This is a genomic window from Dialister sp. (assembly GCF_047832375.1).
Taxonomy (GTDB): Bacteria; Bacillota; Negativicutes; order Veillonellales; family Dialisteraceae; genus Dialister.
Window position 1 is genome coordinate 2,911,033 of sequence record NZ_CP181256.1, and the last position, 25,230, is coordinate 2,936,262.

The 25,230-nt window shown below is 53.4% G+C and carries 22 protein-coding genes; 16 read left to right on the forward strand and 6 right to left on the reverse strand.

The window, feature by feature from the left end; translation table 11 throughout:
• Positions 1-7: 7 nt before the first annotated feature.
• A complete protein-coding gene (locus ACFWUL_RS11460) occupies positions 8-433 on the forward strand; it encodes a hypothetical protein (RefSeq protein ID WP_416177387.1) in 426 nt (141 codons plus the stop codon).
• A gap of 64 nt (positions 434-497) precedes the next feature.
• On the opposite strand, the gene ACFWUL_RS11465 is transcribed toward ACFWUL_RS11460, so the two are convergent.
• The 3 genes from ACFWUL_RS11465 to ACFWUL_RS11475 are packed head-to-tail and all read right to left on the reverse strand — an operon-like array spanning position 498 to position 2,893.
• Positions 498-1,403: a metal ABC transporter solute-binding protein, Zn/Mn family gene (locus tag ACFWUL_RS11465; RefSeq protein ID WP_416177388.1), complete on the reverse strand. Its 906-nt coding sequence runs from the start codon at positions 1,401-1,403 to the stop codon at positions 498-500.
• Positions 1,404-1,410: 7 nt separating this feature from the next.
• Positions 1,411-2,199 (reverse strand): metal ABC transporter permease, encoded by a 789-nt coding sequence (locus ACFWUL_RS11470; RefSeq protein WP_416177389.1) that lies wholly within the window; start codon positions 2,197-2,199, stop codon positions 1,411-1,413.
• A complete protein-coding gene (locus tag ACFWUL_RS11475) occupies positions 2,186-2,893 on the reverse strand; it encodes a metal ABC transporter ATP-binding protein (protein WP_416177390.1) in 708 nt (235 codons plus the stop codon). Before ACFWUL_RS11475 ends, ACFWUL_RS11470 begins: the two co-directional genes overlap by 14 nt.
• 734 nt (positions 2,894-3,627) lie before the next feature.
• Between ACFWUL_RS11475 and ACFWUL_RS11480 the strand changes: the two genes are divergently transcribed.
• The 4 genes from ACFWUL_RS11480 to bioB (ACFWUL_RS11495) all read left to right on the forward strand — a co-directional run bounded on the left by ACFWUL_RS11480 (position 3,628) and on the right by bioB (ACFWUL_RS11495) (position 7,693).
• Positions 3,628-4,053, forward strand: a complete 426-nt coding sequence (locus tag ACFWUL_RS11480; protein WP_297023812.1) for an Hsp20/alpha crystallin family protein — start codon at positions 3,628-3,630, stop codon at positions 4,051-4,053.
• Between the two features lie 437 nt (positions 4,054-4,490).
• Positions 4,491-5,489, forward strand: coding sequence for a biotin synthase BioB (gene bioB / locus ACFWUL_RS11485; RefSeq protein ID WP_416178128.1), 999 nt, complete (start codon positions 4,491-4,493; stop codon positions 5,487-5,489).
• Between the two features lie 147 nt (positions 5,490-5,636).
• Positions 5,637-6,638: a biotin synthase BioB gene (gene bioB / locus ACFWUL_RS11490; protein WP_416177391.1), complete on the forward strand. Its 1,002-nt coding sequence runs from the start codon at positions 5,637-5,639 to the stop codon at positions 6,636-6,638.
• A gap of 71 nt (positions 6,639-6,709) precedes the next feature.
• Positions 6,710-7,693, forward strand: a complete 984-nt coding sequence (bioB, locus tag ACFWUL_RS11495; protein ID WP_416177392.1) for a biotin synthase BioB — start codon at positions 6,710-6,712, stop codon at positions 7,691-7,693.
• Between the two features lie 245 nt (positions 7,694-7,938).
• Here the strand turns inward: bioB (ACFWUL_RS11495) and ACFWUL_RS11500 are convergent, their stop codons facing one another.
• From ACFWUL_RS11500 to ACFWUL_RS11510, 3 genes are all read right to left on the reverse strand, one after another.
• Positions 7,939-8,658, reverse strand: a complete 720-nt coding sequence (locus ACFWUL_RS11500; protein ID WP_416177393.1) for a sodium/glutamate symporter — start codon at positions 8,656-8,658, stop codon at positions 7,939-7,941.
• On the reverse strand, positions 8,645-10,237 hold the full coding sequence (locus ACFWUL_RS11505) for an IS1634 family transposase (RefSeq protein ID WP_416176808.1): 1,593 nt from the start codon (positions 10,235-10,237) through the stop codon (positions 8,645-8,647). The genes ACFWUL_RS11500 and ACFWUL_RS11505 overlap by 14 nt, the downstream gene beginning before the upstream one ends.
• Before the next feature lie 132 nt (positions 10,238-10,369).
• Positions 10,370-10,930, reverse strand: coding sequence for a sodium/glutamate symporter (locus ACFWUL_RS11510; RefSeq protein WP_416177394.1), 561 nt, complete (start codon positions 10,928-10,930; stop codon positions 10,370-10,372).
• Between the two features lie 220 nt (positions 10,931-11,150).
• Here ACFWUL_RS11510 and ACFWUL_RS11515 point away from each other — a divergent pair, with 220 nt between their 5' ends.
• The 11 genes from ACFWUL_RS11515 (at position 11,151) to pheA (ending at position 25,155) form a co-directional block, all read left to right on the forward strand.
• Entirely contained in the window at positions 11,151-11,780 is a 630-nt protein-coding gene (locus ACFWUL_RS11515; RefSeq protein ID WP_416177395.1) for a site-2 protease family protein, read from the forward strand.
• A gap of 253 nt (positions 11,781-12,033) precedes the next feature.
• Positions 12,034-12,678, forward strand: a complete 645-nt coding sequence (locus tag ACFWUL_RS11520) for a trimeric intracellular cation channel family protein (RefSeq protein WP_416177396.1) — start codon at positions 12,034-12,036, stop codon at positions 12,676-12,678.
• Positions 12,679-12,817: 139 nt separating this feature from the next.
• Entirely contained in the window at positions 12,818-15,451 is a 2,634-nt protein-coding gene (locus tag ACFWUL_RS11525; protein ID WP_416177397.1) for a DEAD/DEAH box helicase, read from the forward strand.
• Positions 15,438-16,157: an SWIM zinc finger family protein gene (locus ACFWUL_RS11530; RefSeq protein WP_416177398.1), complete on the forward strand. Its 720-nt coding sequence runs from the start codon at positions 15,438-15,440 to the stop codon at positions 16,155-16,157. The genes ACFWUL_RS11525 and ACFWUL_RS11530 overlap by 14 nt, the downstream gene beginning before the upstream one ends.
• A gap of 80 nt (positions 16,158-16,237) precedes the next feature.
• A complete protein-coding gene (locus ACFWUL_RS11535) occupies positions 16,238-17,578 on the forward strand; it encodes an MATE family efflux transporter (protein ID WP_416177399.1) in 1,341 nt (446 codons plus the stop codon).
• 560 nt (positions 17,579-18,138) lie between these two features.
• Positions 18,139-19,155 carry a 3-deoxy-7-phosphoheptulonate synthase gene (aroF, locus tag ACFWUL_RS11540; protein WP_416177400.1) on the forward strand — a complete coding sequence of 339 codons (1,017 nt, stop codon included), beginning with the start codon at positions 18,139-18,141 and terminating at the stop codon, positions 19,153-19,155.
• A gap of 375 nt (positions 19,156-19,530) precedes the next feature.
• Positions 19,531-20,391 carry a prephenate dehydrogenase gene (locus tag ACFWUL_RS11545; RefSeq protein ID WP_416177401.1) on the forward strand — a complete coding sequence of 287 codons (861 nt, stop codon included), beginning with the start codon at positions 19,531-19,533 and terminating at the stop codon, positions 20,389-20,391.
• Positions 20,378-21,445, forward strand: a complete 1,068-nt coding sequence (aroB, locus tag ACFWUL_RS11550; RefSeq protein WP_297023476.1) for a 3-dehydroquinate synthase — start codon at positions 20,378-20,380, stop codon at positions 21,443-21,445. Before ACFWUL_RS11545 ends, aroB begins: the two co-directional genes overlap by 14 nt.
• A gap of 10 nt (positions 21,446-21,455) precedes the next feature.
• Positions 21,456-22,730, forward strand: coding sequence for a 3-phosphoshikimate 1-carboxyvinyltransferase (aroA, locus tag ACFWUL_RS11555; protein WP_416177402.1), 1,275 nt, complete (start codon positions 21,456-21,458; stop codon positions 22,728-22,730).
• 498 nt (positions 22,731-23,228) lie between these two features.
• A complete protein-coding gene (gene aroC, locus ACFWUL_RS11560; protein WP_416177403.1) occupies positions 23,229-24,329 on the forward strand; it encodes a chorismate synthase in 1,101 nt (366 codons plus the stop codon).
• Positions 24,319-25,155, forward strand: coding sequence for a prephenate dehydratase (gene pheA / locus ACFWUL_RS11565; RefSeq protein WP_416177404.1), 837 nt, complete (start codon positions 24,319-24,321; stop codon positions 25,153-25,155). Before aroC ends, pheA begins: the two co-directional genes overlap by 11 nt.
• Positions 25,156-25,230 lie beyond the last annotated feature (75 nt).

Sequence of the window (25,230 nt, forward strand, 5' to 3'; positions counted from 1 at the left end):
TTATTATATGAGAAAAACAATATGGATAGCGGCACTGGCCCTGGCAGGGGCTCTTTCTTTCCCCATTGCAGCCGATGTCCACGGACCCTATGACTGCTGGGGGTATTCAGGAATCCAGCAGGAGAAATCCCATGGATTTTCCTGCTTCATCCCCGGGCCCCACGGGGAGCGGCCGGGGAGGGATAATGTGTCCTCTTCTGTCATTCTGGTCTCCGTGGATGGAGATCGGAAAAAGGCGGGGATGGAAGACCTATGCCGGAAATACCATTTGTCCCTGGTCTATGATTATAAGAATTTCAATATGTATGCCCTGAAAACCGAAAATCCTTTGCCGGACAGGGATATGGAAGCATTGATTCGCAGCCTTTCCAAAGAAAAAGGCATCCTCTCCGTAGAACGGGACAGGGTGGTAACGGTGGACCAAATCAAATGAGGGTATTCCCTTATACCCATATAAAACCGGGAAGGGGCTGTGAGCTATGCTTTGAAGCCCTTCCTTATTCGTTCATGGCACGATCCAGTTTGGTGAGGTTTTCCTCCATCACCTGAAGGTAGCTTTCATCGCTGGACTCTTCCATGGTGGAAAGGGTTTCGGCTTTGGCGCCGGCCTCGGTGGCCAGAGTCCTTGCCAGGGCGGGGTCCATGGTTTCTTCGGTGAAGATGGTTTTCACATGGTGGGCCCTGCAGAATTCGATGAGTTCAATGAGTTTTTTCGCCGGCGGCTCACCGGTGGCAAAGGCGTCTTCCACGCTTTCCTGGGTGAGGCCGAAGTCCCTGGCCAGGTATCCAAAGGCGGCGTGGCCGGTGACGAGCTCATGGCGGGGCGCTTTTTCCAGCCGGTCCTGGTATTCTGCCTGCAGCCGGTCCAGACTTTCTGCAAAGGATTCATAATTTTTCATAAAGAGGTCCCTGTCCTTCGGGGAGGCGGCAATGAGCCCGTCCCGGATGGCCCGGGCCTCTTCTTTTGCTTCTCTAAGGCCCAGCCAGGTATGGGGGTCATAGGCGCCGTGCTCTTCCCGTTCTTCCTCATCGGTGAGGAGAAGAGGCGGTACATGGGCCGAAGCATCGACAGTGATGAGATCCGGAGAACCGGCGCCCCTGATGGCTTTTTCTGCCCAGTGCTCCATGCCCATGCCGTTATAGACGAAGAGGCGGGAATGGGAAAGCTTCACCATGTCCTCCGCCCGGGGTTCGAAATCGTGGGGCTCCGTACCGTCAGGCACCATGACCGTAATGGATACGGCGTCACCGCCGATGGCTTTCGTGAGCTTCTCCATGGCTCCGAAGGATACGGTGACCGGAATGGTTCCTTCCGGCACTTTCGGCGCTTCCCGGCCGCAGGCGGAAAGGGACAGCACCAGTCCTGCCAGCAGGAACAGGACGATTTTTCTTAGAAGATTCATAGGCGCCTCAGAGCACGTGCTTTACAAAGAGGGTAAGAAGGAGGAGAAAGGCCGCCGTCAGGGCGGTCACGCCGCCGGGGGCGGCACCGATGTAGTAGGACAGGAAGAATCCTCCCAAAATGGAAAGAAAGCTGTAGGCCAGGGATGCCAGGAAGGTAGCCCGGAACCCCTTCTGCAGCTGCAGGGCACTGGCTACGGGAAGGGTGATCATGGATGTGATTACCAGGATGCCCACGGACCGGATGGATACGGAAATGGCGGCGGCCACGAGGAAGGCGAAGAGGTAATTCAGCCGCTTCACATGGACTTTGGCAATGCGGGATGCCTCTTCATCGTAGGTGATGTAGAGGAGCTGGTGGTAATTGAAAGCGATGAGCAGCACCGCCAAAAGGCTCAGGATGGCGGTGGCCGCCATGTCCATGGGAGATACGGTGAGCATGGAACCGAAGAGGTAGGCATCGGCATTGGCGTGAAGGTGGCCGCTGCTGATGAGGGTGATGGCGATGCCTACAGAAATGGAAAGGACAATGGACAGGATAAGATCTGTATATTTCTTGAAGTACTGCCGGAGAAATTCGATGGCAAGCCCTGCGAAGGCAGTGAAGACGAAGGAGGTGAGTACCGGACTGTCCCGGAAGAGGAGGCCCAGGGTGACGCCGGCCAAAGACGAATGGGCCAGGGTATCGCCAATCATGGAGTACCGCTTCAGCACGAGAAAAATACCGATGCAGGGGCAGAGGATGGCGATGCAGAGAGAAATGAAAAGGGCATTCTGCATGAAACTATAACTGAACATGGCCGCCCTCCTTTTCGATGTACTCTTCAATATAATGGGAAACGCTGCACAGGTGGCCGTGGCCCTGGTCCACATGGTACAGGCTGGTGGATACCTTACCTGCCTCTTCCATGTTGTGCTCCACCGCCAGCACCGTGAGATGGTGCTCCCGATTCAGTCTTGAAAGTTCCCGGTAGATTTCCTTCTGGTTCATGAGGTCCACCCCTGTGGATGGTTCGTCCAGGATGAGAAGGTCCGGATTTCCCATGAGGGCCCGGGCGATGAGCACTCGCTGGTGCTGCCCCCCTGACAGGCGGCCCATGAGCTCGTTTTCATAATCCTCCATGCCCGTGGCGGAAAGAATTTCCTTCACGGAAAAGGACTTCAAGCGGAGGAGTTTCCCATAGGAATGGATGACCTCTCTCACGGTGATGGGGAAGGCCTGGTCCCGCCCCGGCATCTGGGGCACGTAGCCGATACGCCGGGCCTGGCATCGGATGGACCCTTTCGTGGGATGGAGAAAACCAAGGATGAGCTTCAGCAGGGTGCTCTTGCCGCTCCCGTTGTTTCCTACGATGGAAATATAGGAACCCTTCGGCACATGGAGGGAAATATCCTCCAGAAGCCAGGGCTCCTTCCCGGTGTAGGAGAAATAAAGATGGTCTATGGTCAGCATGATGGCTCCTTTATAAATGTAGAAATCTCTTTTCATCATAGCATACATGGACAAGGGAAAATGGGTGAGAAGTGAGAAGTGGGAGGTGAGGAGTGAGGAGTTAGGAGTTAGGAGTGAGGAGTGGTGGTGCGGCGCACAATTCATATAGCGCCGCCTTTTATATTTCAGCGCTTACCGCGGTCCGACAACCGTTTACCGATTTCGTGAATGAGTTGATCGGATGTGTTGCAAGCACTCAACTGTAAGCGGCTAGCCAATACCCTGGCTTCACCAATATTCAAAATGATCCCTCTATATACTGCTTTTATCGGTACTCGTCATTCTGACCGGTGGTAAGCGTTGGAGTGATGATTCATGCAAGAATCGCTACAGCTTTGATGAGTGGAGGAGTCTTTCTCTGCAAATGGCTATGACAGTCCTATAACACCGATAGGAAGGGTTGAACTGTAAGCTGTAAGCGGATAGCGGTAAGCCTTGAAATATAAAAGCGGCGCTATTCAATTTATGCGCCGCACCACCACTCCTAACCCCTCACTCCTCACTTATAAATAAGTCAATTGAATCAACTCATAACCTGCGGATAATCACGAAAATTCCTAATTGGTCAAATAAATAAAATAAAAAGTCAAAAATATTTTAGCACTCTCTTGACTTGAGTGCTAAAAGTGCTATACTATAGTTGTCAGGAGGAAAGGGAACCGGAAAGGGAGACCTGGAAGGTGCCCGGACACCTGAACATGAGAATAATAAACAAAGGAAAGAGGTCTTTGATTATGGGTAGCTTGATTCCATTTGATGGATTATTCGGTGACACTGTTCTGGATCATTTCTTTGATGATATTCCGACAGTTTATAAAGATTACGTGGCAGTTCCGAAAGTAGACATTGAGGATCTGAAAGATCATTATGAAATCACCTGCGATATGCCGGGATTCACGAAAGACCAGATCCATGTGAATTATGAAAACGGCGTTCTCTCCATTGCCGCTAAGAGAGAAGACAAGAAAGAAACCAAGGACGAAGAGAAACATTACCTCCGTCATGAACGGGGCGCCGTTGGATTCCAGCGTCAGTTCTCTGTAAGCGGTATCAAGGAAGACGGCATCACGGCAAGCCTGAAAGATGGTGTGCTGAAGATCGAACTTCCTAAAGAGGACCAGAAGAAAGTAGAAGAATCCCATCGGATCCAGATTGGATGAGATCCGTTGTTTCAGAGAATCCTGGTGATGCGAATGGATAGTAGCGATTCGCAGGAAAGGAGCTGCCGACGGAAGCACGGTCCATCGGCAGCACCGATTCCTTGTTTTCCATATGTTGCTTATCTTACATCTTTTATTTATCTCCCCCAAAAAATAAAGTAAGTTGTTAGTTCATGCAATTACCCTCCCTGTGAAGGCCTCCGGAAAGATCAGTTCCCTTTCCGGAGGCCTTTTTGCGTGAATTTGTACTGATGGGTAGGACCATTCGTATAGGGGCTTCCAGCTGCTGGATCCAACCGCAAGCAAGATAGTCCGTTAACATATTGTCAACGTGTGAAAATAAACTGATTGACAGAATCCATTGTTTATTTTATACTTGTCTACAAGGTAACAATTTGAAACGGCAGGTGCTCCGTAGTGGAAAGGAAGTTTTCATGATGGACAGTGCTTGCAAAGAAATTATCAGATTGGCCGAAAAGGTTATGGATGGTGGTGAGATTACAGAGGAAGAAGCAAAGAAATTAATCCGTACCAAAGATGAGGATACCATGCTGCTTCTGGCCATGGCGGACAAGATCCGCCAGAAGTTCAACGGCAACGCCGTTGATTTCTGTGCCATCATCAATGCAAGAAGCGGCCACTGCCAGGAAAACTGCAAGTTCTGTGCCCAGTCCGGCTGGTATAATACGGGAGCCAAAGTATACCGTCTCCTGCCGGAGGATGAGATCCTGGCAGCCGCCAGGAAGGCAAAGGAAGCCGGCGCTGTCCGGTTCTCCCTGGTCACCAGCGGCAGGAACCAGGACAACCCCAATGAGTTTGAGGAAATCATCGATATTGTGAAAAAGATCCGTGAGCAGGTGGGCATCGAAGTCTGCTGCTCCCTGGGTCTCATCACAAAGGAACAGGCCCTTCGGCTGAAGGAAGCGGGAATCACGAGAATTCACTGCAATATCGAAACCGCGCCTTCCTATTTCCCGGAAGTCTGCTCCACCCATACCATGGGGGATAAGGAAGAAATCATCCGCACCGCCCAGGAGGCAGGCATCCGCGTGTGCTCCGGCGGCATCATCGGTCTTGGGGAATCCCTGGACCAGCGGGTGGAGATGGCTTTCAAACTGAAATCCATGCACATCGACTCCGTCCCCATGAATATCCTGAATCCCGTGAAGGGCACCCCCTTCTACACGAATAAACGGCTTCCGCCGCTGGAAGTTCTCCGCACATTTGCCATGTTCCGCTTCGTCCTGCCAAAGGCGCTGATCCGCACTGCCGGCGGACGGGAAGTGAACCTCCGGAGCCTGCAGGCCTATGCACTGACCGGCGGCCTGAACGGCATCATGGTGGGCGGTTACCTCACCACCGGCGGCAGGGATCCGAAAGAGGATATCCGGATGACCGAAGACCTCGGCCGGTCCATGACCCAGCCCCAGCTTTGATACGGTTTCAAATACAACTTCATAGGATAGAAATATTCCGCACCATTGCGAAACACGAATATTTCTATTACGTATGCACGTAAGGTTTTACAAAGGCATTACCCTGTCATTGGACGGCAGGCGATTTTACAAAAGGAGTGGTTTGCGATGGAAAGCAGCTGTGAACAGATTTTGAAGTGGACAGAAAAGGTTTTGAACGGCGGAGAGCTGACGGAGGAGGAAGCAAAGGCCCTCATCCGTACGAAGGATGAAGACACCATGCTTCTTCTGGCCTGCGCCGACAAGATCCGCCAGAAATTCTCCGGCCGGAGCGTGGACCTCTGTGCCATCATCAATGCACGGAGCGGCTCCTGCCAGGAGGACTGCAAATTCTGTGCACAGTCTGCCCGTTATCATACAGGTGTAAAAACCTATAAATTCCTTCCGGAAGATGAGGTCATTGAAGCGGCTAAGAGAGCGAAAAAAGCCGGAGCAGCCCGTTTCGATATTGTTACTGCAGGCCGTGACCAGAGAAATCCGAAGGACTTTGCGGAAATTCTCGACCTGATCCGTCGTATCCGCAAGGAAGTGGGCATCGAAGTATGCTGCTCCCTCGGATTCCTCACACAGGAGCAGGCATACCAGCTGAAAGAAGCCGGTATCAGCCGCCTGCACTGCAATATCGAATCGGCACCTTCCTTCTTCAAGGAAGTCTGCACGACCCATACAGCCGAAGAAAAGGCAGAAAACGTGGCCCGCGCCCAGAAGGCGGGCATCCGTGTCTGCTGCGGAGGCATTATTGGACTTGGAGAATCGCTGGACCAGAGAGTGGAAATGGCGTTCCACCTGAAGGAAATGCACATCGATGCAGTACCGCTCAATGTGCTGAACCCCATTAAGGGAACTCCTTTTGAACACAATAAGCGCCTGTCCCCTCTCGAAATCCTGCGATCCTTTGCCATGTTCCGCTTTGTCCTGCCGAAGGCCCAGATCCGTACGGCCGGGGGACGTCAGATCAATCTCCGGAGCCTCCAGTCCATGGCCCTGGCCGGCGGCATGAATGGCGTCATGATCGGCAATTACCTCACCAGTAAGGGCTCCGACTCCGCCGATGATATCGCCATGCTCCATGACCTGGGCCGTACCCAGACTGCACCGAACCTGAACTGAGACGGCAGTCTGCATACTATTTCTGGCAGTTCGCTGCCAGTATCTTATTCTTGATATCGGGAAGTAATCATATGGACGAAAATGTAAAGTATATAGAAGACTGTATGGACAAAGTCCTGGGCGGAGAAGAAATCACCCGGGAGGAAGCGGGAAAGCTTTACGAAGCGGGGAAGGCGGAACCCCTTTTCCTCATGGCGGCAGCCGATAAGATCCGGAAGACCTTCTGCGGCGATAAGATGCGTTTCTGCAGCGACGTGAATGCCAGGAGCGGCCGGTGCACGGAGAACTGCAAATTCTGTGCCCAGTCAGGCTGGTATCACACGGGGGTGAAGGAATATCCCCTCCGGAGCCCGGAGGACCTGCTCCATGAAGCTAAGCAGGCAGAGGCCTACGGGGCAGAGCGGTTCGGCATCGTCACCAGTGGGAGAGGACAGAGCGATCCGGTGCAGTTTGCCTCCATCGTGAAAGCGGTAAAGATGATTACGAAGGAGACGAAGCTTTCCGTATGCTGCTCCCTGGGCCTTCTGACGGACGACCAGCTTTTGCAGCTGAAGGAAGCGGGATGCCAGCGGATTCACTGCAACCTGGAGACTGCACAGCGCTATTTCCCCCATATCTGCACTACCCATACCTATGAAGAGAAGGAAGACCATATCCGCCGTATCCAGAAGGCGGGACTGGAAGTGTGCTCCGGCGGTATCATGGGTCTTGGGGAGACGGAGGATGACCGCATCGACATGGCCTTCGCCCTTCGGAGCCACCGCGTGACCAGTGTGCCCCTCAATATTTTCAGCCCCATCCCCGGGACTCCCTTTGGAAAGAACCATCCGCCAAAGCCGGGGGAGGTGCTCCGCATGTTTGCACTGTACCGGTTCATCCTGCCCCACGCCATCATGCGGGTCTGCGCAGGGCGGGAAAATGCGCTCCGGGATCTCCAGGCCTTCGCCCTGGCGGCGGGCCTCAATGGCGCCATGATCGGCGGATACCTCACCATCGCTGGCAGGCCTCCGGAAAAGGACAGGCAGATGGCGGTAGATATGGGACGGACGGTCTGAATGGACATAGAAAAAGCATGGAAAGAAATTTCCATGCTTTTTTTACGCGTTGGTGGGTAGAGCCAAATGCGTGGGGGCTTTTAGCTTCTATCAGCCAGGAAGGACTGGTCAGCTTACGGCACGTCTAACTATTAGAAAAACAATTGAGAAAGCGCCGCAGGCGAATCAGTTTTCCTGAAAGCTGGAAGCTAAGAGCTGGAAGCCCCGCGACAGTGACGCTATCCGTAAGCATCTCAAATCGCTCCTTATTTCAGCAGGTTCATGAAGACCATCAATATGGAGGCATTCAGGAAGTCCACCACGAAAGCGCCAATGAGGGGGATGACGAAGTAAGCCGTGTGGGCCGGACCGAACCGTTCGCACATGGCATTCATATTGGCGATGGCATTCGGTGTGGCACCCATGCCGAATCCGCAGGTGCCGGAAGCCATGACGGCGGCTTCATAATTTCCGCCCATGACACGGAAAATGACGAAGTATGCAAAGAGGGCCATCACCACGGTCTGGATGAGGAGGGTGACGATGAGAGGCACCGCCAGGTCCGCCAGCTGCCAGAGCTTCAGGCTCATGAGGGCGCAGGAGAGGAAGATATTGAGGCACATGCCCCCCAGGACTTCGCTTTCCTTCTGGTATATGCCGAAAAGCTTTGTCCCCTCCGCCACGTTCCGGATCACCGCCGCCACAATCATGGCGCCGATGTAGCCGGGGAATACGAGGCCGATGTCCACGAAGAACTGGCTCACGTAGGTGCCGAGGCCCATGGCCAGGAGGAGCTGGCCGAAGGCGTACATGAAGTTATCCATGTTCAGGTAGTTCGCCGCTGCATCTTCATCGTCTTCGGTCTCCGGATGCTTATTGATCTTTCCCCTGTCCAAAGTGGAGGAAGATTCATCGGTTTCCGTGGAAAACAGGTGGAAATGGCGGATAACCTGAAGTCCTGTCATTTTATATCTAGGTTGGTACATCCACACCCATCATCTCATACAGCTTGCGCTGTTTCTCTGTAATTTCGGACAGATGGTGAGCCCTGCCGGGTTGCTGGTAATACTCGATGGTATCCAGTTCATCCAAGAATTCCTGCATGGTGTAATTCCTGTAGAGGTCATGGATTTCCATTTGGCGTTTGATGTAAGACATCAGCTCCAGTGCAAGGAATTGTACAAACAGCTTGCCTTCGAGATTTTCCTCTGACGATACGGACATTCTCCGCATATCTAAACGCTCTTTAAGGTTTCCAAAGGACTTTTCTATCAGATCCCGCATGCGGTAAATACGGATTGCCTCGACCGGATCCTTAATGGAGTTGGTCAGGAGGGCAAAATAGCCAAAGTCTTTTTCGGCTTCGCGGATAGCTTTGTCATTATATGCGATGGCTATGCCTCTTGCCGGTGTTTCGTGGACAATGAAATACTTGGCATAGGCACCCTCATGTTCCCGTTTGCGTTTTCCGGTCTGCAGCTCTTCTTCATACCGGTCAAGCATATGGTTAAAACGGTTACGGTCATCTGTACAGTGCTGATCATTATAGTAAATATGCAGGTATACCCGACGCTTTCCCGTTTTAATTGTTCCAAGACGCGGCTTCTCTTCTTCATAATCCCACTGTTCTGTGAATGTGCATACATACAGCTGCAATGCAGGATTGTAGTTTGACCGTGTGACAAAGCTGTCACGGATATCGTCCAGGTGTGTTTTTACCAGTTTCAAGCCGGTTCTGGCTCCAATGAGAAACTTATGGTGGTGCTTCATCAGCTCGTTGATGTTCTTCTGGCTAAAGAACCCTCGGTCCATGCAGAGCTGCAGTTTTACGAGGTCGAGAAAATCCACGTCCTTGATCAGGTTGTCAATGGTTTTTACATCCGCAATATTGCCCGGCAGTTTTCGGTAATACACCGGCAGCATGGAAACTTCGCCAAAGAGGAGTGCCAGATTGATTTGGGGAAGGTCATCTCCTTCTTTGTTCTTGCCATATTTCACTTGCTTCAGCAACTCCGAAAATGAGGAAATAGACGTTGTGTCAAAAGCCAGATATTCCGTTTCACAGCGCCTCTTGGCCTGCCTTTTGAAATAGGCCATCTTCGCATCCTCCGTAATCATCCCAAAGAGCCTGCTGATGCGTTGGGACGGAATATCCGCTCCAAATGGGTGCACATGGGTGTGTCCCCATTTCTTGAATCGATACATCGCCTGACCCTCCTCCAGTACGAGATAGAAGGCAAGCGACATAAGTTCTTTGTAAATATCACCAAAGCAGGCTTTCAGGTCATCACGAAGCCCGATCTTCTCGGCAATGCAGGAAAGCAGATAAACAGCGCCGTAGAAAGACCGTTTGCACGAAGTAACCGGAACCGGCCCAGGCTTTGATGTTTTCTGCGTTTCCAGTTGCTTTTCCAAGAGATACTTCTTATTGAAGACCAGTTTGCCTTCAATTACCTTGCCGATGTACTTGCGTTTATGCTCACCGCGTTTTTTCTCTGAATTCCAGTGTGATTTATCTATGAAAGCATATGTTGTGCCATTAATGACTTGTGTTTTATAGTCCATAGCTGTCCACCTCTAGACATATTTTATATCTAGAGCATAAGGCAGTCAAGTGCTATAGAAGATAGAAAAGGCAGTATTTATCGAATCAATTAAGCTTGTCCTGCCGCAGCATAGATATAAAATGTGCGGACTTCAGGGGATAAGCAGCTCTCCGATAGGACCGCCGATGAAGGAGCCCGCCACCAGGCCGAAGGTGGCTGCCGCAAAGGCGATGGTGGTGGCATCGGGGAGCCCCAGTTTTTCCAGTACCGGGCCGAAGGAACCGGAGGTGCCGTGGCCGCCGACGAGAGGAATGGACCCGTCGGCCAGGCCCATGAGGGGATTTTCATGGAACACATGGGTCAGGGAGATGCCGATGCAGTTCTGGATAATAATCAGTATACCCACAAGCACTGCCATTTTAATGACGAGGATGCCTCCCTTTTTGATGAGCTTCACGCTGGCCATGTAGCCGATACTGGTGAAAAAGAGCATCATGCACCAGTTCTGCATGACCGTGTCCTGGGTATAGGTCCACATCCCTTTCGTGTAGAGGATGCAATTGATAATGGAGAAAATCGTGCCCCCGATAACCGGCGCCGGAATGCAGTATTTCCGGAGAAATTTGATTTTTGTCTTTAAAAAACCGCCCAAAAAGAAGACAGCCACCGCGGCTGCCAGGGTCTGGTACATATTCAGGTTAATATCTATCATAGTGGCTCCCATTTTTCCTTTTCCCACAGGAGAAGGTTATTTTTATCATACAATAACAAGTATAAGGGAATTGCATAGAAGAATCAAGAAACAATTACTTGCACTCATAGGAATGAATGCTGTGGGCCCTTTCGCTATCCCCTCTCTATGAGAGACCCCATAAACCATGTATAATATTATTGATAAATATTTCTATTATTTACTGCATAAGGAGTATGTTATGTTTGATTTTCTCGATATAGGTACGCTCCTGTACCGGGTGCCGGCGCTGCTCATTGCCCTTTCTTTCCATGAATATGCCCATGCCGCTGTGTCAGACTCCCTGGGAGATCCCACGCCCCGGGCTATGGGACGGCTCACGGTGAATCCTATGGCCCATCTCGATGTACTGGGGACCATTCTTCTGGTGCTCTGTGGATTTGGCTGGGCCAAACCGGTGATGATCAATCCCCGGTACTACGATGACTATAAATCGGGGGTATTGAAGGTGTCCTTTGCAGGCCCCGGCATGAACCTGTTCCTTGGATTCCTGTCTATCCTTCTTTCTGCCATTCTCTACCGCCTGGGTATGCTGTCCATGGAAAGTGCCCGCTTTTTGAACTGGATCATGCTGTACAATGTATGGTTTGCTTTCTTTAATCTCATTCCTGTGCCACCGCTGGATGGGTCCAAGATCCTTTCCATGTTCCTCCCCGGGGAGCTTTCCTTCAAATACGAGAACTTTAATGCCCGGTATGGCTTCCTCCTCCTCATGGTGGTGGTATTCAGCGGATTCATTAACCGCATCATCAATCCATTGGCCAACGGATTCATTTCCCTCTGCACCTGGCTGGTGTACCTGGTGTTTTGAGGATGGATACTGCGCTTATGGTTAAAATCACTGGCACGGGGCTGCTGGGTTTCAGGAAAACTGAACAGCCTGCGGCGCTTTTACATCCGTTTATTCTGATCATTGCTCACGCCGCAGGCAATAGGGTTTTCCTGAAAGCTGGAAGCCCCCGTGCTAATGGTTTCCGCCGTTATCCCGCTAATCCAACAACCCACCAACCCACCAAACCACTAACCCACTCACTTACTCACTCACTTGTAAAGAGGTGAACCTTATGTCCATCACCTGGATGATTTTTGAAATACTGGGCACCGTGGCCTTTGCCTTTTCCGGCGCCGTGGTGGGCCTGTACCGCCGGATGGACATATTCGGCATTACGGTGCTGGCTGTCATGACCGGCGTAGGGGGCGGCATGATCCGGGATGTGCTCTGCGGCATCACGCCGCCTACGGCACTGACCCATCCGGACAGCCTTCTCGTATCCATCGGGACTGCCCTGGTAGTAAGTTTCCTCTATCCCTTTTTCCGCATCCCCAGGAGAGGAAAGATCCTGATTTCCTTCCTTTACCACATATCCGATACCATCGGGTTGGCGGCGTTCACGGTGACCGGGGTGCTCACGGCCTTTTATACCTGGCCGGCCTACCATTATGTGCTTCCCACCATGCTGGGACTCATTACGGCTGTAGGAGGGGGCATTATCCGGGACATGATGGCCCGCCGGATGCCGGTGGTTCTCTATATGGATGTGTATGCCATTGCTTCCGTGGCGGGGGGCCTTCTCATGTGCGCTCTCCATGGAAAGCTTTCGCTATCCCTGGTTTCCTGGATAGCTTTTTCCTTTGTCCTGCTCCTTCGGGTGGCCGCCATCCGCTATGGCTGGCAGCTGTACCATCCCCACAGGAGACTGAGAAGGTAAGCTCATGAATCGGACAGGGTGATGGGAAGTGCCGGAATGGCATGGCGCCGCAGTGCCTGCCCGCAGCGAGGACGCTATGGGGTCTGGCATGCCGGACCTTCGGGTCCAGGGGCCGGATGTATTTCTATCAGGAGTTCCAATGATGACAACAGCCAAAAGACAGTTATCCTTTATATTCACGGCCCACGGCTTTTCCACCGATGAAGCGGGGAAGGCAGAACTTTCGCCGGAGGACAGGAAATGGAAAAAGCAATTTGATGAAGATCGGTGGAAGGCTTTATATTTCCTGGGATTCGAGAAAATTTCCACCGGCAGTCCTTCCTTCCTGTTCCTTCATCGCCTGGCAGCAGCCTTTGTGAATGTACTCCTGACGTCTCCTTTGTTCCCCTTCCTGAAGGGGAAGATGGACGTATCCATTCCGGAGGAGGATGTGAAAAAAATCCTGCAGGCCCTGCCCTATGGTCCTGGCGTGGAATTGGTGGACGAACCATGGATACGGCGCAGCGTAGAGGAATTGAACCGGGTTTTTCACAGGGATTTTAATGAGTCCGGCCAAAGTCCGGCGGACTATCTCAGGAGCCGTCGGAAGGATGCGAGGATTCCGGACCGTATCTATTTCCACCTGGTGGAGGATACAAAGAATGGGGCCTATCCCTTCGCTTTCCTTGCTACCTATGCCACATTTGACGAAAAGGGGAAAGCACGGCAGATGCCGCTCAGCTACGCCCTGAAGGAATATAAAGGGGACAGGGACAAGCTGCTCCGCCTTTTTTCTTCGCTGGACAAAGCGGCTTCCGTGCTGCCGCCTTTGGGAAAATTTGTGGAAGACGGAACCATGCTTCATCCCTTTGGCGTCACGGCGGATGAGGCCTATGACTTTCTGAAGACCGTACCGGCGCTGGAGGAGAAGGGCATCTACTGCCGTATCCCGAACTGGTGGAAAAGCGGCAGGCGCCGGCCATCGGTTACGATTTCCATGGGCGTTGGAAAGCCGGAGGGGCTGGGGCTCGATGCTATCCTGTCCCTGCGGCCTGAGCTTACCGTGGACGGTGTAAAACTGACTAAAAAGGAAATTCGGGAACTCCTCGCCCAATCGGAGGGCCTGGCCTTCCTGAAGGGCAAATGGATTGAAGTAGACCATGACAGGCTTACGAAACTCCTGCAGTTCATGGAGAAGGGCGGCGGCAAGGTATCTTTCCGGGAGGCCCTGAAACTATCCGCATCTTCGGAGAACGGGGAATTGACCTACCGGCCGGGAGCCTGGATGAAGAAAATCCTTCATTACATGAAGGACCCCGCTTCTATCCGAGCTGTGGTGGTGCCGAAAACACTGAAAGCGGCCCTTCGTCCCTACCAGAATGTAGGATTCCGCTGGCTCTATACGCTGGCCTCCCTGGGCTTTGGCATGTGCCTGGCCGATGATATGGGTCTTGGTAAGACCATAGAAGTGCTGGCGTATCTGGAAAAGGTGCGGGAGAAACGTCCGGAGGCCCGGGCGCTCCTGGTGGTACCGGCGTCGCTTCTTGGAAACTGGGAAAGAGAAATCCGGAAATTCGCACCGTCCCTGCCTTTTACCCTTCTCCACGGACAGAAGAAAGAGGCCATGGAAGAGATGGCTTCCCAGCCTTCCACATTTCTCACCATCACCACCTATGGTATGGCTCTCCGGCTGGAAGGACTGAAGAGAAGAACCTGGGATATGGAAATTCTCGATGAAGCCCAGGCTATTAAAAATCCCGGTACCAGGCAGACCCGGGCGGTGAAGGCCATCCCGGCACGAAACCGCCTGGCCATGACCGGTACCCCTGTGGAGAACAGCCTGTCCAACCTGTGGTCCCTTTTCGATTTCCTGAATCCCGGCCTCCTGGGGAGCCGCCTCCATTTTGCCGGCTTCGTGCGGGAACTGGCGGATCGGGAGTCCGGCTATGAACCGCTGAAAAGGATGATAGCGCCCTTCATTCTCCGCCGCTTGAAGACAGATAAATCCATTATCAATGATCTTCCGGAGAAGACGGAAATCGTGGAATACGTCCCCCTTTCTGCCCGGCAGGCTGCCCTTTACGGGAAGGAGCTGGACCTCCTGGCCCACGCCCTCAAAGAGGCAAAGCCCGATGGACTGCAGCGCAAGGGGCTCGTACTCACGGCCATTTCCAAACTGAAGCAGATCTGCAACCATCCCGATGAATTTCTGGGATCCTCCCGGTTCAAGCCGGAGGACAGCGGGAAGTTTGTCAGACTTCGGGAAATCTGCGAGGCCCTCTATGAGAAGAGGGAGCCGGTCCTTGTATTCACCCAGTACCGGGAAATGGTGGGGCCCCTTTGTGATTTTCTTACATCTGTCTTTGGCATGCCGGGACTTTCCATTCACGGTGGGACGCCGGTGAAAAAACGGATGGAACTGGTGGATCAGTTCAACGGTGAAAAGTACATCCCCTTCATGGTGCTTTCCCTGAAAGCGGCCGGCACGGGACTGAACCTGACAAAGGCAGGAACGGTGATCCATTTTGACCGCTGGTGGAATCCGGCCGTAGAAAACCAGGCCACCGACCGGGCTTACCGCATTGGACAGAAGCAGCATGTGATGGTCTACAAATTCGTTTCCCAGGGAACCATCGAAGAGAAAATTAACGATATGATAGAAGATAAAAAACAGCTGGCTGAGGAGGCCATAGGCGGCGGTGCATCCTGGATTACGGACCTTTCGGACAAGGAGCTGCTGGACCTTCTGAAGCTGGATGGGGAAGAGGGGGCTGATTCCCATGACCTGGTATAAGGATATGTATCCTTCCATGAGTGTGGAGGAACTCAAAGCGAAAGCGCAGCAGTCCCTGGCCGATGCAGAGCGGTCCGGCAGGCACCTGAACCCTGTAACCGTTACCAGCCGCACTATCTGCAAGAGCTGGTGGGGAAAGGCCTGGTGCCGGAACATGGAGACCTATCTGGATTATACAAACCGCCTCCCCCGGGGCCGGTCCTACGTCAGGAATGGTGCCGTCATTGACCTTTCCATCGGGGAAGGCAAGGCGGAAGCCCTGGTGCAGGGAAGTGAATGGCGGCCCTATAAAGTGACGATCCTGGTGGATCCCCTTTCTGAAGGGCAGATGGAAAAAATTTCCCGCCTCTGCAGCCGGGAACTTGGCAGCATGGAAGAACTGATTGCCGGCCATTTTCCCAAATCCCTGGAATCCCTGCTTACGGAAAAGGGGGCCCTGTTTCCCACGGCCCGGGAAATTGAGTTTTACTGTACCTGTCCTGACAGTGCCCACATGTGCAAGCACGTGGCTGCCGCCATGTACGGTATCGGTGTGAGACTTGATGAAAATCCATTTTATTTCTTTATCCTCCGGGGGATAGACGTGGAGCGGCTCGTCAAAAAGACACTGGACAGTCGGGTGGAGTCCATGCTGGCCCATGGGGATGTGAAGAATGACAGGATTATCGATGACCGGGAGATGGAGGACCTCTTCCATCTGGAATGATGGGCCGTCCCCGGTCAGCGAAGAAGTGACGGCACAGGGCTTCTCCGTTTGTTTTATGTAAGTACATGGAAGTGATTCTTATGAAAGGTTCCGTGGACATGACCCATGGGCCCATAGCAGGTAAAACCATGAAATTTGCCCTGTTCCTGGCAGCTACCGGCATGATGCAGCAGCTCTTCAATGCCATCGATGCGGTCATTATGGGGCAGTTCGTGGGGAAAGAAGCCATGGCGGCCGTGGGGAGCAGTGTACCCCTGGTGGCTTTCATCATTACTTTCTTCATCGGCATTTCCCTGGGGGCCAACGTGGTGATTGCCCGGCTCACGGGGGCAGGGAATCGGGAAAAGATTACCGACGCTGTCCATACATCCCTCCTGTTTGCCCTGCTGGCAGGCCTTTCCATGCTGGTGGTGGGGGAAATCCTGGCAGAACCCATACTGGGCCTTCTCATGGTGCCGGAAGAACTGATGCCCCTGTCCCTCCTGTACCTGCGCATTATTTTCCTGGCCCTGCCGGGGGTGCTGCTGTACAATTTCGCATCGGCCATATTCCGGAGCCAGGGGGACACCCGGACGCCCATGGTGTGTCTTGGCATTGCAGGCATCCTGAAGGTCATCGTAAGCTTCAGCCTGGTGGTATTCTTCCATTTCGGCGTGGCGGCAGTGGCCATTTCCACCACCTGTGCCACCCTTCTGTCTTCGGGGCTCCTGGTCAGTCTTTTATCCCATACGAAGATGGCGGTGAGGGTCAGCCCGGGCCATATGAAGATCCATGGGGCCCTGCTGGAGGAAATTCTTCGCATCGGCGTGCCGGCAGGCATGCAGGGAGCCGTATTTTCCCTGTCCAACATCGTCATCCAGGCTGCTATCAACAGTCTTGGTGCCGATGTGATGGCGGCATCGGCAGCGGCATTCAACCTGGAAATCCTGGCTTACATCTTTGTGAACGCCTTCGGCCAGGCCTGCACCACCTTTGTGGGCCAGAACTATGGCGCCGGGAACAGGGCCCGCTGCTTCCGGGTGGCGAAGATTACGACAATACAGAATCTGGTATTTACGATCTTCCTGGGCGGGCTCATCATTTATTTCGGCCGCCCCCTGATGCATCTCTTTACAGCGGATGAGTCGGTTGTTTCTTATGGAATTATCCGCATCCGGTATATTCTCCTGGCGGAACCCTTAAACCTTATGATTGAAATGATTTCCGGCTTTCTCCGGGGATTTGGCATATCCTTTGCACCGGCGGCCATCGTGGTTACTGGCATATGCGGATCCCGGGTGCTCTATGTGGCCACCGTGTTTTCCCGGTTTTCCACCTTCCCCGTACTCATGGCGGTATATCCCCTCTCCTGGGCCATTACGGCGGCGGGACTTCTCATCCTTCTATGGTGGGAATGGAAGAAAATAAAGGGAAACCGGTGAAGATGGATGAAAGGAAGTGCCATCTGGGCGGAAATGGTACAGCACGAAAAAAGAGGAAAGAATGAGTGATGCATTCAGTGGGAAGCGCCGCGGAATATATCATTCTTCCCTGGGCCCAGGCGAAAGCCTTCGCCCTGACGAAGTTACAACCCTGTCCGCAGGACAGGGCCCCGAACGTCATATCGCAGTCAGAATCCCTGCTCTACACCATTTCTTCCCTTGACAAAATCGGGGCGGTGAGCCTATACTAAGCTAACTTCTAACGAAAGGAGAGAGCACGATGGCACAGCATATCATGAATCGGGATTACGGCTTTATGGGCTGGGGCTATTATTATGGCTTCGGCTATTTTTGCCATGCATCCCGTCATGAGTCCCGTGCCCTCTCCAAGTAAAAGGATTTCCGGAAAAGAAGGACAGACTCATGGGAGCCTGTCCTTTTCTTTTTAGAAAATAACGGAGTTATTTTCTCGGGAGCATAGGAGAATGGAAGTTAGAAGATATGGGAAATGCAGTTTTCCGGAAGGATTGTAGAAGCTCGAAAGGGCAGAGGAGGAAATTATGATTATTGTAATGAAACAGAACGCACCGCTTACCGCTATTGAAACACTGGAGGCAGAACTCCGGGACAAGGGATTCCAGGTAGACCGGAGCCGGGGCTCCAGCAAAGTGGTCCTTGGCCTCGTTGGCGATACATCGGCCCTGGATGAAAGAGATTTCCTTTCTAATCCCTGGGTGGACAAGGTCATGCGGGTACAGGAGCCCTACAAACGGGCCAGCCGCGCATTCCATCCGGCGGACACGGTGGTAGAAGCGGGGGGCGTGAAGATTGGCGGAAAGAAACTGGTGGTCATGGCCGGTCCCTGCTCCATCGAAACACCGGACCAGATCGGCGGCATTGCCAGGGCCGTAAAAGCATCGGGGGCTGCCGTGCTCCGGGGCGGCGCGTTCAAGCCGAGAACTTCGCCCTACTCTTTCCAGGGGCTTGGGGAAAAGGGACTGGACATGCTCGTTTCCGCAGCCCGGACAAACCACATGCCCGTGGTGACGGAGCTCATGAGCGCTGACAAAATCGGCATGTTCCTGGAGAAAGGCGTGGATATCATACAGATCGGCGCCCGGAACATGCAGAATTTCGACCTCCTAAAGGCCGTAGGCCGGCTCAATGTACCGGTGCTCCTGAAACGGGGCATGTCCGCCACCATCGAAGAATGGCTCATGAGCGCGGAGTACATCATGTCTGAGGGCAACCACAATGTGATTCTCTGCGAACGGGGCATCCGAACCTTCGAAAAGGCCACCAGGAATACACTGGACCTGTCGGCGGTGGAGGTGATTAAAGAGAAGAGCCACCTCCCCATCATCGTGGATCCAAGCCACGCTACGGGGCACAGGGAAATGGTACCGGCCATGGCCATGGCAGCTATCGCTGCCGGGGCCGATGGTATTATGTGTGAAGTTCATAATGATCCGGAACATGCATGGTGTGATGGAGCGGAGTCCATTACGCCGGAAACCTTTGACAGTCTCATGGGACGGCTGAAAAAGCTGGCACCCATTGTGGGACGGGAATTGTAAGTGAGGGAAGCACTGATTAAATCGTTGTCGGATTTCATTCTTGGATTTTTATGCAATGCGAGGAATAACTCGATGCGAATAGCGAGCTATTTAAGGCAGCAGTCCTGCATAGGACTGCTGAGCCAAGGTAAGTTGGCGCTTTCTCTGCACATAAAAGCGCCTTCCTTTTATCCTTGGCCGAGTTATGACGAAGCAGCGCATAAAAATCCTTATGAAATCTGACTCTGCGAATTAATCAGCGCTTCCCTGGGTTTCCGGGCGTCGCTGCACCGTGGAGGCCATCCTCCCGGCTGCCGTTGCCCTGCCTGTTTCTTTACCATGGGCGGGGCAGGAATCATTCCTGCCCCTTTGCTTATCATAAAAAAGGAAATCATTATGAACAGTGACTTTAGCAGGATTCCTGTGGCCGTCATTGGCCTGGGCCTCATGGGGGGCTCCTTCGCCAAACGGCTCAAAGAACTGGGACACCCGGTGATCGGCATTAACCGGACGGAAAGTGTGGCCAGGGAGGCCCTCTCCATGGGAATCGTAGATACGATGGACCCAAAGGATCTGAAAAAGGCGGAAATCGTCATTTTCTGCACTCCTGAAAAGGGGACACTGGCCTTTATCAAAGAGCACCTGTCACTCCTTCGGAAGGGGGCAGTGCTCACAGATATTGCGGGGGTTAAAAACGGGTTTGCCAAAGAACTCAGGACCCTGCTCCCGGAGGATGTGGACTTTATTTCCGGCCATCCCATGTGCGGCCGGGAGGGGGCAGGCCTTTCCCAGGCGGACGGCCATATTTTTGAGGGCTCCAATTACATCATTATTCCGGAACCCTGGAACCGGAAAGAAAATCTGGAAACCGTGAAGCAGCTGGCCCTGGAGCTGGGCTGTGCCCATGTGCCGGTGGTGACGGCAGAGGACCATGACCGGGCTATCGCCTATACCAGCGACCTCCCCCACGTGGTGGCCACATCTCTTATGAACAGCCGGTCCTACTCGGAAGAGACGAAATATTTCATCGGCGGCTCCTTCCGCGATGAAACGAGGGTAGCCGATATCAATGAAGACCTGTGGACATCACTCTTCCTGTCCAACCGGGATAAGCTGGTGGAAGAGATTGACCGGTTCCGCACTTCCCTGGACAGGATCCGGGAGGCCATAGCCGCAGGAAATGAAGAAGAAATCAGGAAATTTTTAACAGAAGCAGGTAGAAGAAGAAGGGAAATGATACATCGTGGCATCCATTAATGTGGACTTAGGGAAAGACTCCTATACCATTGAGATTGAAAGGGGCCTCATCCACCGGGTGGGAGAAAAAATCCGGGCCCTTACGAAGGCAGAAAAAATTGCTGTCATCACCGACGACCATGTGGAGCCGCTCTATGGGAATACAATCCGGGAGGTCCTCACAAAGGCGGGATTTGATGTGCGGGTCATCGCCATTCCGGCAGGGGAGACGAGCAAGAATCTCCAGGTCCTCTCCGATGTATACGATGCGCTCTCGGAATTCGACATGTCCCGGAGCGACGCCATCGTTACCCTTTCCGGCGGCGTGCCGGGGGATCTCGGCGGATTTGCGGCGGCCACCTATATGCGGGGCATCCCTTTCTTCCAGATACCCACCACCATACTGGCCCAGATCGACAGCTCCGTAGGGGGCAAGGTGGCAGTGGACCTGCCAAGCGGGAAGAACCTGGCCGGTGCTTTCTACCAGCCAAAGGGGGTCTTCATTGATCCGGACCTGTTAAAGACCCTGCCGCCCCGCTATATCCATGACGGCCTGGCGGAAGCGGTAAAGTACGGATGTATCGGGGACCCGGAACTCTTTGAAATCTTCGAATCCCTGGAGACAGAGGAGGACCTGGACAGGCATATGGAAGAAATCATCCTTCACAGCGTGCTCCAGAAAACGAAGGTGGTGGAGGAAGATGAATTTGATACGGGAAAACGGCAGGTCCTGAACTTCGGGCATACCATCGGCCATGCAGTGGAACGGTATTTCCATTACTCCACCTTTACCCATGGCGAAGGGGTGGCTATGGGTATGTGCCTCATGACGGAACAGACGGAAAAGATGGGTATCACGGAAAAAGGAACGGCAGACCGCATTATCCGGGTGCTCCATAAGCTGTCCCTGCCTACATCCATCGCCGTTCCGGCGGAGGAGCTGATTCCCCAGATCATGCATGACAAAAAGCGGCGGGGAAAGAAAATTACACTGGTGGTGCTGGAACGCATCGGGAAAGCGCAGCTCCTGACCATCGATACGTCGGAGCTTCCGAAGTATATTGTGACAGGCTGAGGAGAAGTCTATGAATATCACCATTACGCCAAGGCCCCTTACGGGGACGCTCCGGGTGCCATCTTCCAAGAGTATGACCCACCGGGAAATCATTGCGTCCGCACTGGCCAAAGGGAGAACAGAGGTTACCGGCATTACCTGGTCCCAGGATATTGAAGCCACCTGCCGGATTCTTACTCTCCTGGGGGTATCGATGAAGAAATCGGAGGGAGAAAAGGGGATTACCCTCATTATTGAGGGAGGGCTCCAAAAACAGGAAGGCCTCCTTACGGCGGATGCCGGGGAATCGGGGTCTACGCTCCGTTTTCTTATTCCCCTGGCCATCCTTTCCGGAAGCCATGTGGTTTTTACTGGCCACGGCCGGCTTTCCGAGAGACCCCTTACGCCCTATTACCGGATATTTGATGAAAAGGGGATTTCCTATACCACAAAAGGAGGTCTTCCCCTGGAAGTGGAAGGGAAGCTTCCCGGCGGCCGTTATGAACTTCCGGGAAATGTAAGTTCCCAGTTCTTTACGGGGCTCCTCTTTGCCCTGCCCCTGGCGGAAAAGGATTCCCTGCTGGTAAGTACGACGCCCCTGGAGTCAAAGAGCTATGTGGATATGACCGTAGATACCCTGGCCCGCCATGGCATTACCATCTATGACAGGGGAGAGGGGATTTATGAAATACCGGGGGGCCAGCACTATGAGAGGGGTACCTTCTCCGTGGAAGGGGACTACTCCCAGGCCGCCTTCTGGCTGACCGCTGCCCTTTCCGGCGGCCATATCACACTGACCGGCCTTTCTGATACCTCCCTGCAGGGGGACAGGGCTATCGTCTCCCTGTACCGGGACATGGGTGGAACCATAGAAAAGGGACCGGAGGGACTGATGGCAGGAACGGGAAGCCTTCACGGCATTACCATGGATGCGGAAAATGTGCCGGACCTGGTACCCGCCTTTGCTGCCATGGCGGCCGTGAGCGAAGGGACCACGGAAATTATCCACGCCGGCAGGGTGCGGCTCAAAGAATGTGACCGCCTCCATGCCATGGCCGTGGAGCTTACGAAACTGGGGGCAGAGATCACGGAAAAGCCGGAGGGCCTTGTGATTCACGGGAAACCTGCTCTTTCCGGCGGCACCGTGTCCTCCGGGAACGACCACCGCATCGCCATGGCCCTGGCCTCCATTACCCCCAAGCTCACCGGTCCCCTCACCATCGAGGGCGCAGAAAGCGTAAGAAAATCGTATCCCCGGTTCTGGGAAGATTTCCGGAAACTGGGAGGAAAGGTGGAAGAAAGATAACGTCGTGGGCAAAGCAGCTGTGGGGGAACGCCTTCGGCGAAGTGGCGCAAGGGGAATGGCCTGCGGCCAAGGGGAAGGTGCGGCGCACAATTCATGAAGCGCCGCAGAATATGTATACCCTGGAAAAGCGTATGTTCCGGACGAGTCGAGTGTTCATAAGGCTCCAGGGAAGCGCTGATTCATTTGCAGAGTCAGATTTCATAAGGATTTTTATGCACTGCTTCGTCATAACTCGGCCAAGAATGAAATCTGACAACGATTCCTTAGCTTTCAAGTCACAAAGCATGGTCACACCGGTCGAAATGACGGGGCTGGTTGGGAAGCCAAAAGGCGGCGCTATATAATTTGTGCGCCGCCACCACCACTCCTCACTCCTCACTCCTCACTCCTCACTCCTCACTCCTCACTCCTAATTCCTCACTCCTAACTAATAGGAATACAGTTATCCGGGACAATGGGTCAATTCATTCCTTGTTTTATATTCATCAGGAGCATCTTATGAGCAATACATTTGGAAAAACAGTACAGGTTACCATTTTTGGTGAATCCCATGGCACCGCCATCGGCGCCGTCATCGATGGACTTCCGCCGGGCCTTTCGTTTGACTGGGACCTGGTACGCCGGGAAATGGCACGCCGGGCGCCGGGAAGTTCGAACCTGGCTACACCCCGGAAGGAAAAAGACAGCTTTGAAATTCTTTCGGGCTATTTCAATGGCCACACCACCGGTACGCCGCTGGCCATGGAAATCCGGAATACAAACCAGCATTCCAAAGACTATGATATTCTCAAAGACCACATGCGTCCGGGCCATGCCGATTATACGGGGCATGTAAAGTACGGCGGGTTCAATGATTACCGTGGCGGCGGCCATTTTTCCGGCCGCATTACGGCGCCCCTCACCTTTGCCGGCACACTGGCAAGGCAGGTACTGGAGAAGGAGAGTATCTCCATCGGTGCCCATGCCCTGGAAATTCATGGCATCCGGGACCGTGCCTTTAACCCCCTTGGGGAAGAAGAAGAACTTTTCAGCTACCTGGACACCATGAAGCTTCCGGTGATAGAAGAAGAAAAAAGAAAGGCCATGGAGGACGCCATCCTCTCTGCCCAGAAGGTGGGGGACTCGGTGGGAGGCATCGTAGAATGTATGGTGACCGGTCTTCCGGTGGGACTGGGGGATCCTTTCTTCGATTCCCTGGAAAGCGAGATGGCCCATATGATGTTTTCCGTACCGGCGGTGAAGGCCATCGAATTTGGGGAGGGCTTTGGATTTGCTTCTCTCTTTGGTGCGGAGGCCAATGACAGCCTCCACTATGAAGGGGACCGTCCGGTAGCACTGACGAACCATAATGGCGGCGTATTGGGCGGTATTTCCAGCGGCAGTCCCCTGCTCTTCCGGCTGGCCGTAAAGCCCACAGCATCCATTGGCCGGCGGCAGCGGACCATCGATATTTCCAAAAAAGAGGATACGGACCTTTCCATCGGCGGCCGCCACGATCCCTGTATCGTTCCCCGGGCCATTCCGGTCATTGAAAATGCAGCGGCCCTGGTGATTCTGGACCTGCTTCTTACGGACAGGAGGAATTCCAATGTCAGATAAAGCGATACGAGTGGGCTGCTATGGCGCCAAGGGGTCCTATACCTACGAAGCCATGGAAAAGCAGTTTGGCGACAGGAAACGGGAAGAATCCTACTTTCCCCTCTTTGAAGATGTGGTGAAGGCGGTGCAGGAGGGGGATATCGATTATGGGGTCATGCCCATCGAGAATTCCTCCACCGGCGGTATCACCGAAGTCTATGATCTCATCCAGCGCTATGGCTGCGCCGTGGTGGGAGAGCAGATGGTCAAGATTGAGCATAACCTCCTGGGCCTTCCGGGGACAAAGCTGGAAGACATTGATACGGTCTTCTCCCATCCCCAGGGATTTGCCCAGTGCCGGCCTTTCTTTAACAAACACCGGGATTGGACACTGAAACCCTATTTTTCCACGTCCCGGAGTGCGGAAAAGGTGGCCCAGGACGGGAAGAAGAACCAGGCTGCCGTGGCAAGCCGCACCGCGGCAAGGCTCTATGGCCTTTCGATACTGGCGGAAAATATTTTTTTCAACAGCAGCAACTATACCCGGTTCTTCATTATCGGGCCGAAAATGGAAATCAAACCGGAAGCTGATAAGATTACCCTCGTCATTTCCGTGCGCCATGAACCGGGGGCCCTGTACCATGTGCTGGGGTACTTCTTTTACGGCGGCATGAATATGACCCATCTGGAATCCCGTCCCATGGAAGGAAGGCCCTTCGAGTACTTCTTCCATATCGATGTCATGGGGCGGCTGGAGGATCCGGCCAATGCGCAGACATTGAAGGGCCTCGAATCCATGTGTACCTATTTCAAGATTCTCGGCAACTATCCGTCCTGTAAGCGGTAGAATGTATGTTAATGGATAGGGTCACCGGTATGGGGCTGTCAGCTTTTAGCGGCTGGCAGCGGGGAAAACGGATTC

Bases quoted from the DNA above. Each gene is read 5' to 3' on its own strand.
- ACFWUL_RS11460 (WP_416177387.1), top strand. From the start codon at position 8: ATGAGAAAAACAATATGGATAGCGGCACTGGCCCTGGCAGGGGCTCTT.
- ACFWUL_RS11465 (WP_416177388.1), bottom strand. From the start codon at position 1,403: ATGAATCTTCTAAGAAAAATCGTCCTGTTCCTGCTGGCAGGACTGGTG.
- ACFWUL_RS11470 (WP_416177389.1), bottom strand. From the start codon at position 2,199: ATGTTCAGTTATAGTTTCATGCAGAATGCCCTTTTCATTTCTCTCTGC.
- ACFWUL_RS11475 (WP_416177390.1), bottom strand. From the start codon at position 2,893: ATGATGAAAAGAGATTTCTACATTTATAAAGGAGCCATCATGCTGACC.
- ACFWUL_RS11480 (WP_297023812.1), top strand. From the start codon at position 3,628: ATGGGTAGCTTGATTCCATTTGATGGATTATTCGGTGACACTGTTCTG.
- bioB (WP_416178128.1), top strand. From the start codon at position 4,491: ATGGACAGTGCTTGCAAAGAAATTATCAGATTGGCCGAAAAGGTTATG.
- bioB (WP_416177391.1), top strand. From the start codon at position 5,637: ATGGAAAGCAGCTGTGAACAGATTTTGAAGTGGACAGAAAAGGTTTTG.
- bioB (WP_416177392.1), top strand. From the start codon at position 6,710: ATGGACGAAAATGTAAAGTATATAGAAGACTGTATGGACAAAGTCCTG.
- ACFWUL_RS11500 (WP_416177393.1), bottom strand. From the start codon at position 8,658: ATGTACCAACCTAGATATAAAATGACAGGACTTCAGGTTATCCGCCAT.
- ACFWUL_RS11505 (WP_416176808.1), bottom strand. From the start codon at position 10,237: ATGGACTATAAAACACAAGTCATTAATGGCACAACATATGCTTTCATA.
- ACFWUL_RS11510 (WP_416177394.1), bottom strand. From the start codon at position 10,930: ATGATAGATATTAACCTGAATATGTACCAGACCCTGGCAGCCGCGGTG.
- ACFWUL_RS11515 (WP_416177395.1), top strand. From the start codon at position 11,151: ATGTTTGATTTTCTCGATATAGGTACGCTCCTGTACCGGGTGCCGGCG.
- ACFWUL_RS11520 (WP_416177396.1), top strand. From the start codon at position 12,034: ATGTCCATCACCTGGATGATTTTTGAAATACTGGGCACCGTGGCCTTT.
- ACFWUL_RS11525 (WP_416177397.1), top strand. From the start codon at position 12,818: ATGATGACAACAGCCAAAAGACAGTTATCCTTTATATTCACGGCCCAC.
- ACFWUL_RS11530 (WP_416177398.1), top strand. From the start codon at position 15,438: ATGACCTGGTATAAGGATATGTATCCTTCCATGAGTGTGGAGGAACTC.
- ACFWUL_RS11535 (WP_416177399.1), top strand. From the start codon at position 16,238: ATGAAAGGTTCCGTGGACATGACCCATGGGCCCATAGCAGGTAAAACC.
- aroF (WP_416177400.1), top strand. From the start codon at position 18,139: ATGATTATTGTAATGAAACAGAACGCACCGCTTACCGCTATTGAAACA.
- ACFWUL_RS11545 (WP_416177401.1), top strand. From the start codon at position 19,531: ATGAACAGTGACTTTAGCAGGATTCCTGTGGCCGTCATTGGCCTGGGC.
- aroA (WP_416177402.1), top strand. From the start codon at position 21,456: ATGAATATCACCATTACGCCAAGGCCCCTTACGGGGACGCTCCGGGTG.
- aroC (WP_416177403.1), top strand. From the start codon at position 23,229: ATGAGCAATACATTTGGAAAAACAGTACAGGTTACCATTTTTGGTGAA.
- pheA (WP_416177404.1), top strand. From the start codon at position 24,319: ATGTCAGATAAAGCGATACGAGTGGGCTGCTATGGCGCCAAGGGGTCC.